11 protein-coding genes are annotated in these 19,010 nt (G+C 33.5%); all 11 read left to right on the forward strand.

Annotated features, from left to right (window positions below; genetic code table 11):
• Window positions 1–6,359: T9SS type B sorting domain-containing protein (locus tag ABMY20_RS10055; RefSeq protein WP_349265209.1), on the forward strand; the 6,359-nt coding region annotated here is incomplete at its 5' end.
• A gap of 6 nt (window positions 6,360–6,365) precedes the next feature.
• Window positions 6,366–7,313 carry a type IX secretion system membrane protein PorP/SprF gene (locus ABMY20_RS10060; protein ID WP_073183073.1) on the forward strand — a complete coding sequence of 316 codons (948 nt, stop codon included), beginning with the start codon at window positions 6,366–6,368 and terminating at the stop codon, window positions 7,311–7,313.
• Window positions 7,314–7,443: 130 nt separating this feature from the next.
• Entirely contained in the window at window positions 7,444–8,280 is an 837-nt protein-coding gene (gene rluF, locus ABMY20_RS10065) for a 23S rRNA pseudouridine(2604) synthase RluF (protein WP_167713986.1), read from the forward strand.
• 70 nt (window positions 8,281–8,350) lie between these two features.
• Window positions 8,351–9,481 carry a tRNA guanosine(34) transglycosylase Tgt gene (gene tgt / locus ABMY20_RS10070; RefSeq protein ID WP_349265210.1) on the forward strand — a complete coding sequence of 377 codons (1,131 nt, stop codon included), beginning with the start codon at window positions 8,351–8,353 and terminating at the stop codon, window positions 9,479–9,481.
• A 1-nt stretch (window position 9,482) separates the two neighbouring features.
• Window positions 9,483–10,568, forward strand: a complete 1,086-nt coding sequence (locus tag ABMY20_RS10075; protein ID WP_047789399.1) for an LptF/LptG family permease — start codon at window positions 9,483–9,485, stop codon at window positions 10,566–10,568.
• Window positions 10,555–11,454, forward strand: a complete 900-nt coding sequence (locus ABMY20_RS10080) for an EamA family transporter (protein WP_047789400.1) — start codon at window positions 10,555–10,557, stop codon at window positions 11,452–11,454. Before ABMY20_RS10075 ends, ABMY20_RS10080 begins: the two co-directional genes overlap by 14 nt.
• A gap of 106 nt (window positions 11,455–11,560) precedes the next feature.
• On the forward strand, window positions 11,561–12,514 hold the full coding sequence (locus tag ABMY20_RS10085; protein WP_047789401.1) for an acetyl-CoA carboxylase carboxyltransferase subunit alpha: 954 nt from the start codon (window positions 11,561–11,563) through the stop codon (window positions 12,512–12,514).
• 122 nt (window positions 12,515–12,636) lie between these two features.
• Entirely contained in the window at window positions 12,637–13,062 is a 426-nt protein-coding gene (locus ABMY20_RS10090; RefSeq protein ID WP_073183066.1) for a hypothetical protein, read from the forward strand.
• A gap of 142 nt (window positions 13,063–13,204) precedes the next feature.
• Entirely contained in the window at window positions 13,205–14,287 is a 1,083-nt protein-coding gene (locus ABMY20_RS10095; RefSeq protein ID WP_173360059.1) for an efflux RND transporter periplasmic adaptor subunit, read from the forward strand.
• Between the two features lie 24 nt (window positions 14,288–14,311).
• Window positions 14,312–17,560, forward strand: coding sequence for an efflux RND transporter permease subunit (locus tag ABMY20_RS10100; protein WP_349265211.1), 3,249 nt, complete (start codon window positions 14,312–14,314; stop codon window positions 17,558–17,560).
• Window positions 17,550–19,001, forward strand: coding sequence for an efflux transporter outer membrane subunit (locus tag ABMY20_RS10105; protein ID WP_349265212.1), 1,452 nt, complete (start codon window positions 17,550–17,552; stop codon window positions 18,999–19,001). The genes ABMY20_RS10100 and ABMY20_RS10105 overlap by 11 nt, the downstream gene beginning before the upstream one ends.
• The last annotated feature ends 9 nt before the right edge of the window (window positions 19,002–19,010 follow it).

The following is a 19,010-nucleotide window of genomic DNA, read 5'->3' on the forward strand; positions in this document are numbered from 1 at the left end:
ATATTTTAATTACCAATGTAGATGATGTAGATTGTAAAGGAGATAATAATGGAAGTGCTGTCTTAAGTTTTGTACCAAGTACACCACCATACACAAGTGGTTATAGTTATATTGTTTACGATGCTACCACAGGTACAGCAACGGCAGTAACAGGAACAGGAACAGCAGGTACACCAGAAACAATCACAGGATTGGTAGCAGGAGAGTACTATGTACGAATAGATATGGGAACTAACAGTCCATTCTGTGAAGCACAAAGTGCAAACTTTACCATTGCAGAGCCAGCAGATTCGTTATCAGTAACAGGAGTTACCAATCCAGTAGTAAGCTGTTACAATGGTTCAGATGCTACTATTACAGCCACCGGATCAGGAGGTTGGGGAGATTATGTGTACCAATTAGAAGAAACAGCTACCCCAGGAGTTGCTTATGCAGGTAACACGTTTAGTTCAAACAATATCTTTACGAACTTACCAGCAGGAGATTATAGAGTAGTAGTACGAGATAAAAATGGTGCTGTCGGATTATATTGTGAGTCAACTGATCAAGTAGTCATAGCAAATCCAGCAGCGGTAACATTTACAGTAACTGAGAATGACAATTCATGTGATACCACAGTAGGAGGAAGTATATCAGTAACAGCAACAGGAGGTACAGGTACATATACTTATACATTATCTAACGGAAGTGGAGTAGTAGAAACGCAAATACTGAATGCTGCAAACTATACATTTACCAATTTAGCAGCAGATGCTTATACAGTAAATGTAGTAGATTCTAATGGATGTACAGAAGGTACCCCAACGAATGTTACAATAACACCAGATTTAGTATTTACATTAACAGAGACTAAGAAGTTAACATGTAATGCACCAATGGCAGCAACTGTAGCATTAGAAGTAACTTCAGGATCTAGTAGTTATGCTTATGAAGTTGCAGGACCAAGTATAGCAGTAGGAAGAACGAATTTAGCAGGTACAACATTAACGCTAAATCCTACGGTAGCAGGAGTATATACCGTAACAGTTTACGATACAGGAGCAACACCAGAATGTTCAGTAGTTAAAACTATTGAAATTCAAGATGCTGAAATTCCTAGTTTCACAGCATTAGCCGAGGCTAGTTTATGTTCAGGAGATAATTCGGGTAGAATTACTTTAACGGCAGTAGACAATGGAATTTTACCATTAAATTATAGTATAATTCCTGCAGCAGGAACGATTACAGGAAATGTAATAACAGATTTACCACCAGGAACATACTCCGTTACAGGAGAAGGAACGAATGGATGTACTTTCACCGTTACAGATATTGTAATAGATGAATACGCTCCAATAGTACCGAGTACACCAGTTGTAGATCAATTTGGATGTAGCGCAGGTAATACTGTAGATGTTGCTACGGTAACTATTCCAGCAGGAACAGTAGGAGGTTCAACAAATTATACACGTTATGTATTTGTTTATACCCCAGTAGACGGAAGCGGACCAATAACCCAAGACGGTTCGAGTACAAGTTTTAGTACAACGAATACCTCAGGAGGACCAGTATCAATCACTGTTTATGACGATAAAGGATGTTCAGGAGTAGAAAACACTACTATTGATGCTTATGTAGCAATTACAGGTGTAACAATTAGTCCACAAAGAACTATTGATTGTAATGAGGGAGAAGATATAGAGGCTACCTATACTATAAATACAGGAGGAGCATTAGCAAATTTTGAATTTAGATTGTATGATGATACGAATGCTCTATTAGAAACTAGAACTAATACAGATGGAGATTTTACAACATTATTAGCAACAGGAACTTATAGAGTAGAGTTAGAAAATAGAGATACCAATTGTATATATACAGAGTATCACACAGTAGAAGCAGAACCTACCTTTGATATTTTAATTACCAATGTAGATGATGTAGATTGTAAAGGAGATAATAATGGAAGTGCTGTCTTAAGTTTTGTACCAAGTACACCACCATACACAAGTGGTTATAGTTATATTGTTTACGATGCTACTACAGGTACAGCAACGGCAGTAACAGGAACAGGAACAGCAGGTACACCAGAAACAATCACAGGATTGGTAGCAGGAGAGTACTATGTACGAATAGATATGGGAACTAACAGTCCATTCTGTGAAGCACAAAGTGCAAACTTTACCATTGCAGAGCCAGCAGATTCGTTATCAGTAACAGGAGTTACCAATCCAGTAGTAAGCTGTTACAATGGTTCAGATGCTACTATTACAGCCACTGGATCAGGAGGTTGGGGAGATTATGTGTACCAATTAGAAGAAACAGCTACCCCAGGAGTTGCTTATGCAGGTAACACGTTTAGTTCAAACAATATCTTTACGAACTTACCAGCAGGAGATTATAGAGTAGTAGTACGAGATAAAAATGGTGCTGTCGGATTATATTGTGAGTCAACTGATCAAGTAGTCATAGCAAATCCAGCAGCGGTAACATTTACAGTAACTGAGAATGACAATTCATGCGATTCTTCAATAGGAGGAAGTATATCAGTAACAGCAACAGGAGGTACAGGTACATATACTTATACATTATCTAACGGAAGTGGAGTAGTAGAAACGCAAATACTGAATGCTGCAAATTATACATTTACCAATTTAGCAGCAGATGCTTATACAGTAAATGTTGTAGATTCAAATGGATGTACAGAAGGTACCCCAACGGATGTTACAATAACACCAGATTTAGTATTTACATTAACAGAGACTAAGAAGTTAACATGTAATGCACCAATGGCAGCAACTGTAGCATTAGAAGTAACTTCAGGATCTAGTAGTTATGCTTATGAAGTTGCAGGACCAAGTATAGCAGTAGGAAGAACGAATTTAGCAGGTACAACATTAACGCTGAATCCTACGGTAGCAGGAGTATATACCGTAACAGTTTATGATACAGGAGCAACACCAGAATGTTCAGTAGCTAAAACTATTGAAATTCAAGATGCTGAAACTCCTAATTTCACGGCAGTAGCTACAGTAACAGATATTTGTTTCGGAACATCAACAGGAGAAGTTACAGTTTCACCAGTAGATAATGGTATTTTACCATTAAGTTATGAGATTAATAATGTATCAGGAACATATAATGCTGTTTTAACAGGAAGTGATACGGTATTTGCGAACTTACCAGAAGATGACTATATAGTTACAGCTACCGGAGTAAATGGATGTACAACAGATGTAACTGTAAGTATTAATCAAAATGATATTATTGATATTTCAAACGCCATTACTGTAACACAGTTTGCTTGTACGGCAGGAACTAATACAACAAACAATGCTATAATTACAGTTGATAAGGCAGCGATTATAGGAGGAACAGGAAACTATGTTCGAGTTGTGTTTGAAGATAATGCAACAGGTGATGTATTACAAGACGATAGTAACTTTACATATATATCAACTAATTTAGCTGGAGGAGATTATACAGTAAAAGTATATGATGAAAATACAGATTGTTTTGTATCTAGAGTAGTAAGGATAGCTCCATTTACTCCAATGACAGGAGCAGATATCAAAGTAGAAAAAAATACAGACTGTAATACAGGAGAGAATATCACTGTAAAAGTAGTGCCAGCATTACCAAATATTCAGTATACAATAACAGGAACAGGAGCTACTCCTTATACACGAACATTAAATGTGGTATCAGATGCAGATGCAGCAGTATTTAATAACGTACCGGTTGATGATTACACAATTGAGATATACAATGCAGCAACAGGATGTACTTTAGAAGTATATCACACGGTAGAACCAGAACCTACCTTTGATATATTAGTAAGTAATGTTCAAAGAGCTTGTTTTGGTGGTACAGGAAGTGCAACAATAGATTTTAGTGCAGCTACACCATATACAGATGTTTATACTTACGAAGTATTTGAAGTAGGTAACCCAACTGCTATTACATTAGGAAATGGTACAGGAGGTACTCCAGAAACAATTACTACTAATTTAGTAGCAGGTGAATATTATGTGGTTGTAAGTATGACGAATACACCATTCTGTGAAGCACAAAGTGAAAACTTTATAATTGAAGAACCAGCAACTGCCTTGGCATTAACTGGTACACCTACGTATATTAAATGTGGTTTTCCTGGTTCTGGAGAAATCTTGTTAGAAGCTCAAGGAGGTTGGGCACCGTATGAGTATCAATTAGTAAATGATTTAACACCAGCTACACCAATTCAAAATTTTGATAGTAATAGAAGAATTACTGGGTTAATAGCAGGTAATTATACAGCAACAGTTAGAGATGTTACAGGTTGTGAAGAAACATTTACATTTACATTACAGCCAACTACACCTATGGCAGCAGATGTAACCGTTACTCCAAACTTATGTGAAGGAGAAAGAACGGCAACCATTCAAGTAACTAATGTAACAGGAGGTCAAACACAAGATGCAACTGTAAGTTATAGTTATATTTTAACCTATCCTGACGGAGTAACGCAAGTAGAACAGTTATCAAATACATTTAGCAATTTACCAGCGGGTACTAATTACACAGTAACTGTTAGAGATAATAAATATAGCTGTACGTATACAGAGCAGGTGGATATAATTGATCCTTCAGAAGTAGAAGCTTCGGCAAATATCACTGCAGATATAACTTGTAATAACCGTTATGCAACCGTAGTAGTGAGTGCAATAGGAGGCACAGGCAATTATGAATATAGTAACGATGGAGTGAATTTTGTTCCTAACAATACGTTTATAAGCGTAAGTTCAGGTTCTCAAACATTCTATGTACGTGATGATAATAATTGTGAAGATACAGTTGTAGTAACAGTCAATGCATACGAACCTTTAGTACCAACTTTAGTAGTTGATTCAGGATTTGTTACCTGTAATGGAGATGCTAATGGAGTGTTATCAGCAACTGTAGCAGGCGGTTTCGGTAATTACGAATACCAACTGTTAGATGGTAGTAATAATCCGATTGATGGAACATGGACAACATCAAATACTTTTGGAGGTTTAGATGTTGGTACATATAAAATTAGAGTAAGAAGTACTAATAGATTTGGAGAAGTATGTACAGAAGATACTGCACCACATCCTATTGTAGAACCAGAACCTTTAGTAGTTGCTGAAAACCATACAGATGTAAGTTGTTTTGGAGGAAATGATGGTACTATTACAGTATTAGCCTCAGGAGGAAACTTAACAGGATATGAATACAATATTAGTACAGACCCAACAAATAAATTTGTTACCGATAATGTGTTCAGAAATTTAACAGCAGGTACGTATACCATTACTGTTAAAGATAAGGTTGGATGTATTGATACTATTGATGTAGTTATTGATCAACCACAACAATTTACAGCAACATTGGTAGGAGTTACAGAACAAACTTGTATTAATAATGCAACTCCAACAATAGAGTTAGATGTACAAGGAGGAACACAACCTTACTACGTAAGTATTAATAATATAGAACAACCTACACCATATACAACGAATACAATTGTGTTAGGAGCAGCAGAAAACATCCAAGCAGGTACGTCTTACTACATTACAGTAAGAGATGAAGCAGGTTGTAATGTTGCAGACCCAATTAGAGTAACTACGGCTGAACCAGTAGATTTACAATTAACAGTTGATTTTGCATATACCTGTGAGGTAGGAAATATTATTAAAGCAATAGTTGATGAAGCATATAGAGCTAATATGTCTTACACATTATATGACGGAATAGGAAACCCTGTAGTAACAAATAATACAGGAGAATTTATTGATGTACCAGCAGGAACAGGATACTATGTTACAGCAACACATACAATAACTTCATGTTCTGAAAGTTCTACTAGTAGTCCAATTAGTATTGAAGATATTCAAGCATTAACCTTAGATATTGATGATTCGGTTAAGAATACTTTAATAGCCAATGCAGATTTTGGATTACCACCTTATGAGTATAGTGTAGATGGAGGTGATTTTGGATCAGATAATGAGTTCTTAATCTTACAAACAAAAGATTACACTATTACGGTAAGAGATGCTAGAGGCTGTGAGGAAACAGTAACTATAAGAGGAGAGTATATTACTATTTTCGTTCCAAACTTATTTACTCCAGACGGAGATGGAACAAATGATTATTGGTACCCTCGTGAAGTAGAAGAATATCATGATATTCAAGTGTTTATTTACGACAGATATGCACGTAACATTGCCGAGTTTAAAGGTTCTGTAGAAGGATGGGATGGTACTTATGAAGGTACACCATTACCATCAGGAGATTATTGGTATACTATTTACTTTAAAGAGTTATCAGGTCAAGAGAAGAAAATAATGGGACACTTTACACTATATAGATAAAAAGAAATGAGAAAAATAGTAATAATTTTAAGTGTAGTATTTAGTAGTGTAAAACTTGCTGCACAAGAAGTAGAATTACCCCAATATGTAAGTCATTTGGCAGACAATCCATTTTTAATTTCCCCAACCTATGCAGGTATAGGAACAGGTTTACAGGTTAGATTAAATGGAGTAAGCCAGTGGATTGGAGTTAAAGACGCACCCGATACACAATCATTAACAGTTGAAGCACGTATCGCAGATACTTTTGGAGGAGGAATCACGTTATTTAATGATAAAAACGGGTATACCACTCAAAAAGGAGCAAAATTGTCATTTGCAAGTCACTTAACATTAAGTGACTTTCATGATAGTTTTCTATCGTTTGCTTTAAGTTATAGCTTTACGCAATTTGGTATTGATACATCAGAAAATAACTCAGGACAAACAGTATCAAACAGAACTTTAAACAATTCAAACTTTGATGTAGGTTTGTTATATCGTTACGAACGATTTAGTATTAGTGCAAACATTATGAACATCTTAAATAAAGAGATAGAGGATTTTCAAACCGGTGAACCAGAAGTACTAAGAAAGTATGTGCTTTTTACATCTTACACCTTTACGAAATTAAGCAGAAACTTTGAGTTAGAGCCATCAATGCTAGTAGAGTATAGAGAAGCCGATAAACGCTCTAGAACAGATATGAATATTAAAGCAAGAAGAGGAATTAGAGATGGATATGTTTGGGCTGGTTTAAGTTATACGTTCTTAAATGACCAGTTTTTTCAACCAAATGCTATTGCACCATTACTTGGTTTAAAGAAAAATAATCTTTACATGTCGTATGGTTTTAGTATCAATATGAATAAAACACAAGATTATAATTACGGAACACACATGATTACACTTGGGTTTGATTATGAAAGAAGGCCAAGTTTAGCACGTTGTACACAAAAAATGATCATGTTTTAAAAGATAAAATCTAAAACATACAAGACAGTCTCGAAAGTATGTCATTTCGAGCGAAGTCGAGAAATCTGATTCTCTTAATTCGTGAAATGACAATATTTAGTACTTTTGAGACTGTCTTTTTTTTGATTACATGGAAAACAATAATAACGATACATCAATAAATCTTAACAAGTACATTAGTAGTACAGGTATTTGTTCACGTCGTGAAGCAGAACGCTTTATTACGGAAGGAAGAGTTACCATAAATGGAAACCCTACCCAGTTAGGAAACAGAGTTCATGAAGGAGATGTGGTAAAAATTGATGGAAAACCATTAAAAGCAAAACCCAAAACGATACATATAGCATTAAACAAACCTAAAGGCATTGTTTGTACTACTGATAGTAAAGAACGTAAAAATATCGTGAAATTTGTGGGGCATCCACAACGACTATTTCCTATTGGTCGCTTAGATAAACCTTCAGAAGGATTAATTTTTTTAACCAATGATGGAGATATTGTAAACAAAATATTACGAGCAGGGAATAACCACGAAAAAGAATACATTGTTACGGTTAATAAACCTTTTGATGAGCGCTTTATAAAAAGAATGAGTAATGGAATTCCTATTTTAGGAACTGTAACAAAGAAATGCAAGGTAGAACGTATAAATGATACCACATTTAAAATAATTTTAATACAAGGCTTAAATCGTCAAATAAGACGTATGTGTGAATACTTAGGATATGATGTAAAGAAATTAAAACGCACACGTATTATGAACGTAACTTTAGGAAGTTTAAAAGTAGGAGAGTGGCGTGAATTATCATCTAAAGAAATGGATGAAATTAATAAACTCGTAGCAGGTTCGTCAAAAACATACGAAGAAGCAGAAAAAAAGAATCAAAAAGCCTCTCCTCAAAATAACAAACAACCAAAGAAGGAAGCAAGTTTTAAATCCAAGTTTGGAAGAAGAAGAAAAAGTTAAAAATTAGTAATAAGAAACTTTTAACTATCTACTTTTAAACATTCAACTTACATGTGTATCTTTGCCACTTATGCAATTTGACTTAAAAATAACCGATCCAAAAAGTAAAGCACGCGCAGGCGTTATTACTACTGATCATGGAACTATAGAAACTCCAATATTCATGCCTGTAGGTACAGTAGCTACGGTTAAAGGAGTACATCAATCAGAATTAAAAGACGAAATCAATCCTGATATTATTTTAGGAAATACATATCATTTATACTTACGTCCAAAATTAGAAACTTTAGAAGCTGCAGGAGGCTTACATAAGTTCATGAATTGGGATCGTAATATTTTAACTGATAGTGGAGGATATCAAGTATACTCTTTGTCAGGAAGAAGGAAGATAAATGAAGAAGGAGTAAAGTTTAAAAGTCATATTGACGGCTCTACACATTTTTTTACACCAGAAAATGTAATGGAAACACAGCGTACCATTGGAGCAGATATAATTATGGCTTTTGATGAGTGTACGCCATACCCTTGTGATTATAACTATGCAAAACGATCTATGCACATGACTCACCGTTGGTTAGATCGTTGTATAAAACACTTTGATAACACGCCTCCAAAATATGGATATAGTCAGTCTTTATTTCCAATTGTACAAGGAAGTACATACAAAGATTTACGTAAGCAATCAGCAGAGTATATAGCAAACTCAGGAGCAGAAGGAAATGCGATAGGAGGATTATCAGTAGGAGAACCTGCTGAAGAAATGTATGCAATGACAGAAGTGGTTACTGAAATTTTACCAGAAGACAAACCACGTTATTTAATGGGAGTTGGTACACCAATTAATATTTTAGAAAACATAGCGTTAGGAGTTGATATGTTCGATTGCGTAATGCCAACTCGTAATGCACGTAACGGAATGTTATTTACAGCACACGGTAGCATAAATATTAAAAATAAAAAGTGGGAAAACGATTTTTCTCCAATTGATGAAATGGGCATTACTTGGGTAGATACCATGTATTCTAAAGCCTATTTACGTCACTTATTTGCTGCAAGAGAAATGTTAGGAAAGCAGATAGCTTCTATTCATAACCTAGGGTTTTATTTATGGTTAGTTCGTGAAGCACGTAAACACATAATAGCAGGAGATTTTACTGAATGGAAAGACAAAATGGTAAAACAAATGGATAAACGTTTGTAATTTGAAAATACTAGATTGGTACATATTAAAACGTTACTTAGTAACTTTTCTGTTTACATTACTTATTTTAATACCTATTGCGGTAGCTATTGATATTGCAGAAAAAGTTGATAAGTTTTTACGAGAAGAAAATTTAACATTGTTTGAAATAGTTAACGATTACTATAAAAACTTTATTATTTACTATGCTAATACATTTATGCCATTAGCATTGTTTATAGCAGTTATACTATTTACTTCTAAGCTGGCAAGTAACACAGAAATTGTAGCAATCAATAGCTCACAAGTATCATTCACACGTTTTTTATTTCCATATTTTATAGGAGCAACTATAGTTTGTGCAATAGCACTCTCAATGAACCATTTTTTTGTACCCTCAAGTAGTAAAACACGAAAAGCTTTTGAAAAGAAGTATTTAAAGAAAAAAAAGTATGCAGATAATTCCATCCGAGAGTTTAGCTTACAATTGAATGATAGTACTTATGTATACATTCAAAGTTTTGATTTAAAAAGAAATTCAGGCTATAATTTTTCAATAGATTTATATGACGGTATTAAATTAAAAAAGAAACTTATAGCTGATAATATTAATTGGAAGGAAAAAGATAGTACGTTTAAATTATATAACTGGAAAGAACGAAAAATTTTTAAAGAAAGAGATAGTATCTTTTCGGGGAAAAGTTTAGATACTACATTTACATTTACACCAGAAGATTTTAATTATAAAAATATAATGGCACAAGAAATGAACTCACCAGAGTTGATTAAGTTTATTGAAGTGTCTAGAAAAAGAGGAATAAAAAACTTAAATGCTTATTTAGTAGAATTATATAAGAGAACAAGTTTACCAATTGCGAGCTACATATTAACGTTAATTGCGGTAGGACTAGCACATAGGAAAACTAGAGGAGGCATAGGAGTTAATTTGGCAATAGGTATAAGCGTTATGTTTATTTATGTATTCTTTTTAAAAGTAGCAGAAGTATTAGGAGCTGTAGCAGGAGCAAATGCATTGTTAAATGTTTGGGGACCTAATGTGGTATTTGGTTTATACGCTGTTTATTTATATTTCAATGCAAGGAGATAAATTAAAGAATTACTTACTCTTACATTTAATCGTATTTATTTGGGGGTTTACAGCTATTTTAGGCGCATTAATATCAATTGATGCAGTACCTTTAGTTTGGTTTAGAATGTTGTTAGCAGTAGGTTTTATTGCTTTATATTTTTTAATAAGGAAGAAGTCATTTAAAGTAGAAAAAAAAGCATTAATTAAGTTTGCCATTTCAGGAGTAATTATAGCAGTACACTGGATAACATTTTTCAAAGCAATAAAAGTATCAAATGTATCTGTAGCTTTAGTAATGATGAGTACTGGAGCTTTTTTTGCCTCATTTATAGAACCTTTCTTTTTTAAAAGAAGAATAAAAACAATAGAAATAGTATTAGGCTTGTTAGTAATAATGGGATTGTACATTATTTTTAATTTTGAAAGTCAGTATACACTAGGTATTATTTATGCATTAATTTCAGCATTTCTTTCCGCATTATTTTCAGTACTAAACGGTTTGTTTATAAAAAAACACGAAGCAAATACTATTTCATTTTATCAGTTATTATTTGGAGTTTTAGGAGTAACTATATATTTATTATTTACACAAAAATTTTCAATAGAGTTTTTTCAATTACAAACAAGTGACTGGATATATTTATTCATTTTAAGTAGTATTTGTACAGCCTATGCTTTTATAGCTTCAGTGCAAGTAATGAGGTATTTAACACCTTATACAGTAATGCTCACGATTAATTTAGAACCTATATACGCTATTATTTTAGCATTATTAATATTTGGAGAAAAAGAACAAATGAATCCAGAGTTTTATTACGGGGCTTGTATTGTTTTAATAGTAGTATTATTAAATGGAGTACTCAAAAATGTTTCTTCCATAAAAAAGAAAATTATAAAAAAATAATATTTTAAGAAAAGTGATGAAGGTAAACTGTACAATTTTTTAGTATGTTTGCCTTTACAAACAACTAACTAGTAAATTAGAAAATCAAACTATATACAAGAATACAATGGAATATTTAGATTTTGAAATGCCAATAAAAGAGCTAGAAGATCAGTTGGCAAAATGTTTTGATATAGGAAAAGAAAGTGATGTAGACGTTACAGCTACATGTCAGAAGATTGAAAAAAAATTAGAAAAAGCTAAGAAAGATATATATAAGAATTTAACGGCATGGCAACGCGTACAGTTATCTCGTCATCCAAATCGCCCTTATACCTTAGACTATATCAAAGCACTTTGTGGAGATACATTTATGGAATTACACGGTGACCGTAGTGTAAAAGATGATAAAGCTATGATTGGTGGACTAGGTAAGATTGGAGACCAATCTTTTATGTTCATAGGTCAGCAAAAGGGATACAATACCAAAACACGTCAATATCGTAACTTTGGTATGGCAAACCCAGAAGGATACCGTAAAGCATTACGTTTAATGCGCATGGCTGAAAAATTTGGAATACCAGTAGTAACTTTAGTAGATACTCCAGGTGCTTACCCAGGATTAGAAGCTGAAGAACGTGGACAAGGAGAAGCAATTGCTCGTAATATCTTTGAAATGACTCGCTTAAAAACTCCAATTATTACCATAATTATTGGAGAAGGAGCTTCAGGGGGAGCTTTAGGAATAGGAGTAGGAGATAGAGTGTATATGTTAGAAAACTCTTGGTATTCAGTTATCTCACCTGAAAACTGTTCTTCTATTTTATGGCGTAGTTGGTCAGAAAAAGAAAAAGCAGCAGAAGCATTAAAATTAACGGCAGAAGATGGTATGAAACTAAAAATAGTTGATGATATCATAAAAGAACCTTTAGGAGGTGCACACTCTGACCGTGAAGGAACTTTTAAAGCTGTTAAAGAGCAAATTATAAAAGCGTACGAAGAACTTAATAAGCTTAAAGATAAAGAGTTGATAGCTCAGCGTATGGAGAAATACGAAAATATGGGAGTTTATAAAGAATAGCTTTATATCCTAAAAAACATACTATTAAAACTCGCCAATCGGCGAGTTTTTTTGTTTTATAAATATTTTACAATACGAATTATTTGTTAAATGAATATATATCTATAATTTTGCCGATTGAAATGAGTAATACATTTAATAAATATCTATTTTTATTAATACTTTTATTAAAAGGATGGTCTACATCATATGCAGACCAAAAGACTTTTGATACAACTACCTCAGTGGCTACTTTTAAATCTGTAAACGTAAAAGAAGAGCCACAATTTATTACTCAACACATCAGTAATTACGTTTTTAGCGAAAAATATCAAGATTCTGAAAGGGAGAGTTATTTCGAAATCAGTGAAATTGAAGACAAAACCCAAGACGAAAATGAAGTAGATGAAAGTTTGTCAAAATTCGGAAGTTACTTATCAGCCATTTTACATGCGCAGTTTTTTGAGTGCCAGTTTTGTGTAGTAAAAGAAAAAGCACAACGCTTTAAAGAGTACACTTATAGTGCTATTTTAAAATTGCATATTAAATTTCAAGTTTTTATAATTTGATACCCTCTTCGGTAAAGTAAACCTAAAGCTTTTATTTAGCTTACTTTATATACCCCACATAAAAATTTAATTAAATTTTTAGAATAACCATTGGTATTCAATGGTTACACACTCACTCTAACTTTACAAATACATACAAAAAATGAAAAAAAACTTCATTTTCATGAGTCTATTTGCGCTATTAATTAACATTAGCTGCGAATCAAAAAAGGAATCTAAACACCCAGAAACAAAGTTCCTTGTAACCAATCCCATTAAAAAAGATACATCAATAACCAAAGATTATGTAAGTCAAATACATGCCATTCAGCACATAGAATTGAGGGCGCTTGAAAAAGGATATTTAAAGAAAGTATTTGTTGATGAAGGACAGCATGTAAAAAAAGGACAAAACATGTTTCAAATATCAGCAAATGTTTATAAGGCAGATTTACAAAAAGCAAAAGCAGAAGCAAAAGCTGCTGAAATTGAATATAAAAACACGGAATTATTAGCAGAAGGAAACGTAGTTTCTAAAAACGAATTAGCCTTAGCAAAAGCAAATTACGAAAAAGCAAAAGCTGAAGTAATGCTAGCCCAAACACACTTGGGTTTTACAAGTATTAAGGCTCCGTTTAATGGTATAATGGATCACCTACACGTTAGAAAAGGAAGTTTGTTAGATGAAGGAGAACTCCTAACAACACTATCAGACAACAGTAAAATGTGGGTATATTTTAATGTGCCAGAAACAGAATATCTAGACTATATAATGAGTCAAGATAAAGACAAGAAAAAAGAAGTAACACTTTTAATGGCAAATAACAAACCATTCAATCAAAAAGGAATAGTAGAAACGATTGAAGGAGAGTTTAACAATGAAACAGGAAACATTGCCTTTAGAGCAACTTTCCCAAATCCAGATGGAATTTTAAGACACGGAGAAACAGGAAGTATTTTAATGGAAGTTCCATACGAAGGAGCCTTAATAATTCCACAAAAAGCCACTTTTGAAGTATTAGATAAAAAATATGTTTTTGTAGTAGATAAAAACAATACAGTAAAACAACGAGAAATTACTGTAGAAGCAGAATTACCACACTTATTTATAGTAGAAAAAGGACTTACAGAAAACGATAAAATATTGTTAGAAGGAATCCGTATGGTAAAAGATCAACAAAAGATACATGTTGAGTTTAAAGAGCCAAATGCTGTAATGTCTAGTTTAGACTTATATGCAGAGTAATCAAAAACTAAAATTCAACAAAACATGTTTAGTCAATTTATAAAAAGACCAGTACTAGCAATTGTTATTTCGATAATAGTTGTTTTTACGGGGTTGTTATCAATAAAACAACTCCCAATATCACAGTTTCCACAAATTGCACCAACAACGGTAAACATATTTATAGCATACCCAGGTTCAAGTGCAGATGTATTGGTAAACTCAACACTAATTCCTCTAGAAACAGCAATCAATGGAGTACAAGGAATGCGTTATATCGCTTCTGATGCTACAAGTGCAGGAGAAGGAACCTTACGTGTAATTTTTGAACCCGGTACAGATCCCAACCAAGCAGTAGTAAGGGTAAAAACAAGGGTAGATCAAGTAATGCCTTTATTACCTGAATTAGTACAGCGAGAAGGAGTAATTATTACTCCAGTACAACCAAGTATGTTAATGTATGTGAACCTTTTTAGTAAAGAAAAAAATAACGATGAAAAGTTCCTATACAACTATGCATATACCAAAATGATACCAGAAATTCAACGAATCAACGGTATCGCTAGTGCTAAAATTTTAGGAAGTAGAAAATATGCGATGAGAGTTTGGTTAAAACCCGACCGAATGAGAGCCTATAATATTTCTGCAGAAGAAATTTTAGAAGCGATGGAAGACCAAAGTATTTTGGCAAGACCCGGAAGATTAGGAAGAAGTTCAGGAATCAAATCACAATCACTAGAATACGTACTTACCTATCAAAATAGGTATAACGAACCAGATCAGTACAAAGACATTATTATTCGAGCAAATGAAGAAGGAGAAATTTTAAAGTTAAAAGATGTTGCCGAAGTAAAATTAGGGAGTGAATTCTTCGATATTTACTCAAACTTAGATGGGCATCCATCAGCATCTATTGTTTTAAAACAAACTTTTGGAAGTAATGGTAGTGATGTAATAGCATCGGTAAAAGAAAAACTAAAAGAATTAAAAGAAGATCTACCACCAGGGATTGATTTTAAAATTAGTTATGACGTTTCTAACTTTTTAGATGCCTCAATAGAACAAGTAATACATACACTTAGAGATGCCTTTATTTTAGTGGCAATTGTGGTGTTTCTCTTTTTAGGAGATTTACGATCAACCTTAATTCCAATTATAGCAGTACCAGTATCTTTGATTGGAGCGTTCTTTGTAATGCAACTTTTTGGGCTTTCAATAAACTTAATTACCTTGTTTGCATTAGTATTAGCCATTGGTATTGTGGTAGATGATGCTATTGTAGTTGTAGAAGCAGTCCATTTAAAAATGGAGAAAGAACATCTAACACCTTATCAAGCATCCAAAGCAGCATTAGGAGAAATAGGAGGAGCTATTTTAGCAATTACATTGGTTATGGTTTCTGTATTTGTACCAATTTCATTTATGACAGGACCCGTAGGAGTTTTTTACAGACAGTTCTCTATAACAATGGCGGGTTCCATCATTATTTCAGCAGTGGTAGCATTAACATTAACACCAGTATTGTGTGCAATGATGTTGAAGAATAACCACGGAAAAGAAAGAAAAAAATCAATAATAGATAAATTTATTGATTGGTTTAACAAAGGATTTGAAAAGCTTACAGGAAAATATGTAAAAGTGTTAAACAGAATCGTAGCACGAAGAATGTTAACCTTTGGAGTATTACTAGCTTTCTGTGCAGGAATATTTATTACCAATAAAACATTACCAGCAGGTTTTATCCCTAGTGAAGATCAAGGAATGATCTATGCTATTATTCAAACACCACCAGGTGCTACCTTAGAACGTACAAATGAAGTAGCAAGAAAACTACAACAGATTTGTGAAGAAACCGAAGGAGTAGAATCCGTTTCATCTTTAGCAGGATATGAAATTATGACCGAAGGTAGAGGATCCAATGCAGGTACCTGTTTAATTAACTTAAAACCATGGTCAGAACGTCATCATTCAGTTCACGAAATCATAGAAGAATTAGAAGAAGAAACCAAAGACTTAGGGGCGGTTATAGAATATTTTGAACCACCAGCAGTACCAGGTTTTGGATCTTCAGGAGGATTCTCAATGCGTTTATTAGATAAAACAAACTCAACAGACTACCACGAGTTTGAACGTATCAATAACAAATTCATGGAATCGTTATCAAAACGAAAAGAGCTTACAGGTTTATTTACTTTTTATTCTGCAAACTATCCGCAGTACGAATTAAAAATCGACAATAAAAAAGCGATGCAAAAAGGAGTAACCATTGGTAAAGCCATGGAAAACCTAAACATTTTAATAGGTAGTACCTATGAACAAGGTTTTATTCGTTTTGGTAGATTTTTTAAAGTGTATACACAAGCAGCGCCAGAATACAGGAGAATCCCTTCAGATTTAGAAAAGCTATATGTTAAAAATGAGGAAGGAAAAATGGTGCCCTATTCAGCGTTCATGAGTTTAGAAAAAAAACTAGGACCTAATGAGATAACACGATACAATTTATATAATTCAGCAGCTATTAGAGGGTTACCAGCATCAGGATACACAAGTGGAGATGCTATTAACGCAATTAAAGAAGTAGCAGCAAAAGAATTACCAAGAGGGTATGATGTTGCCTGGGAAGGACTTACCTATGATGAAGCACAAAGAGGTAATGAATCAGTGTATATTTTCATCATTGTATTAGCTTTTGTATACTTTGTGTTAGCAGCACAATACGAAAGTTTTATACTGCCATTAGCAGTGATTTTCTCACTTCCAGTAGGAGTGTACGGGTCATTCACACTCTTAAAACTAATGGGCCTAGCGAATGATGTATATGCACAAATCGGAATAATAATGCTGGTTGGTTTATTAGGTAAAAATGCAGTGTTAATTGTAGAATTTGCAGTACTAAAACGAAGCCAGGGAGCTACAATTTTTGAAGCAGCTATTGAAGGAGCTAAAGAACGATTCAGGCCAATTTTAATGACTTCATTTGCATTTATAGCAGGATTAATACCGTTAGTTATAGCTCACGGAGCAGGAGCTATTGGAAACAGAACTATTGGTGGGTCAGCTTTAGGAGGAATGTTAATAGGAACCATTTTCGGAGTTTTAATTATACCAGGTCTCTATTACATATTTGCTAAAATGAGTGATGGAAGAAGCTTAATTAAAGACGAAGCTAATGAACCAGTTTCTGAAGAATTTATAAGAATAAATGAAGTTGAAGGAAGTAAAACAAAAGTTAAAATAACAGAGCTTAAAAAACTTCTAAAGAAAATAATTAAAAGAGAAAACAATGAAAACTAAACGAAGAAGTTCATTTGTAATAAAAAAAGCACACTTTTTAAGTGTGCTTGTCCTCTTAATTTTGTGCTCTTGCGTGCCAAATCAAGTATTAAGAGAGGAGAACAAAGCAGTACCAGAGAATTTTAAGAATCAACCAGCAGACTCATTAAGTACAGCTACTATTCAATGGCGTGACTTTTTTTCAGATTCACATTTAATTTCTCTGATAGATACAGCTTTATCAAAGAACCAAGAGTTGAACATAATGTTACAACAAGTAGCTATTTCAAAAAATAACATCAAAGCAAAAAAAGGTGAGTATTTACCGTTTGTAAATATGTATGCAGGAGCTGAATTAGAAAAGGTTGGGAAGTATACTAGAAATGGTGCTGTAGAAGAAAATTTAGATATCCGCGAAGGTGAAAAATTTCCTGAACCATTAACTGATTTTTCAATAGGACTTTCAGCTTCTTGGGAGCTAGATGTATGGAAGAAGTTACGAAATGAGAAGAAAGCAGCAGTATTAGAATACTTAGCTAGTGTTGAAGGAAAAAACTTTATGGTAACTAATTTGGTTTCAGAAATTGCAAATTCATATTACGAATTAGTAGCATTAGATAATGAATTATCTATGGTTTCACAAAACTTAGAGATTCAAAAAAATGCATTGCAAATGGTAAAGCTTCAAAAGCAAGCCGCAAGAACAACAGAATTAGCAGTACGTAGGTTTGAAGCGAGTGTACTTAAAAACCAAAGTCACCTATACGAACTTCAACAAGAGATTGTAGAAACCGAAAATAAAATTAACTTTTTAGTAGGAAGGTACCCACAACCTATAGAAAGAAACTCAGATAATTTTATAGACAAACCTATTGAAGGAGTAAAAGCAGGAATTCCATCACAACTGTTACAAAACAGACCCGATTTAAGGAGAGCTGAATACGAGTTAGCAGCAGCTAAATTGAATACCAAAATAGCACGAGCTAATTTTTATCCATCAATAGGAATTAAAGCAGGAGTGGGGTTACAAGCATTTAAACCTAAGTTTTTAACATCAACACCAGAATCGTTAGTCTATTCTTTAGCAGGAGATATTGTAGGGCCTTTAATCAATAGAAATGCAATAAAAGCAGCTTATAAAACTGCTAATAATAAACAATTACAAGCTGTTTATGAATACGAAAGAGCTATTTTAAATGCGTATTTAGAAGTAGCCAATGAGCTTTCAAAAATTGACAACTTGAAAAATAGTTACGATTTAAAAAAGCAACAAGTAGAAGCGTTAAATGAATCTATAGATCTTTCAATTCGTTTGTTTAAATCAGCAAGAGCAGAATATACAGAAGTGTTGCTAACACAAAGAGAAGCATTAGAGTCTAAAATTGAAATCATAGAGACGAAAAGAGATCAATTATTAGCAAATGTAAAAGTATATAAAGCCTTAGGAGGAGGCTGGAACTAATTTTTCATT

Source organism: Tenacibaculum sp. SSH1-16 (genome assembly GCF_040104435.1).
GTDB lineage: Bacteria > Bacteroidota > Bacteroidia > Flavobacteriales > Flavobacteriaceae > Polaribacter > Polaribacter mesophilus.

Excerpts from the sequence above, each read along its gene's own strand:
- ABMY20_RS10060 (WP_073183073.1), top strand. The coding sequence starts at position 6,366 with ATGAGAAAAATAGTAATAATTTTAAGTGTAGTATTTAGTAGTGTAAAA.
- rluF (WP_167713986.1), top strand. The coding sequence starts at position 7,444 with ATGGAAAACAATAATAACGATACATCAATAAATCTTAACAAGTACATT.
- tgt (WP_349265210.1), top strand. The coding sequence starts at position 8,351 with ATGCAATTTGACTTAAAAATAACCGATCCAAAAAGTAAAGCACGCGCA.
- ABMY20_RS10080 (WP_047789400.1), top strand. The coding sequence starts at position 10,555 with ATGCAAGGAGATAAATTAAAGAATTACTTACTCTTACATTTAATCGTA.
- ABMY20_RS10085 (WP_047789401.1), top strand. The coding sequence starts at position 11,561 with ATGGAATATTTAGATTTTGAAATGCCAATAAAAGAGCTAGAAGATCAG.
- ABMY20_RS10090 (WP_073183066.1), top strand. The coding sequence starts at position 12,637 with ATGAGTAATACATTTAATAAATATCTATTTTTATTAATACTTTTATTA.
- ABMY20_RS10095 (WP_173360059.1), top strand. The coding sequence starts at position 13,205 with ATGAAAAAAAACTTCATTTTCATGAGTCTATTTGCGCTATTAATTAAC.
- ABMY20_RS10100 (WP_349265211.1), top strand. The coding sequence starts at position 14,312 with ATGTTTAGTCAATTTATAAAAAGACCAGTACTAGCAATTGTTATTTCG.
- ABMY20_RS10105 (WP_349265212.1), top strand. The coding sequence starts at position 17,550 with ATGAAAACTAAACGAAGAAGTTCATTTGTAATAAAAAAAGCACACTTT.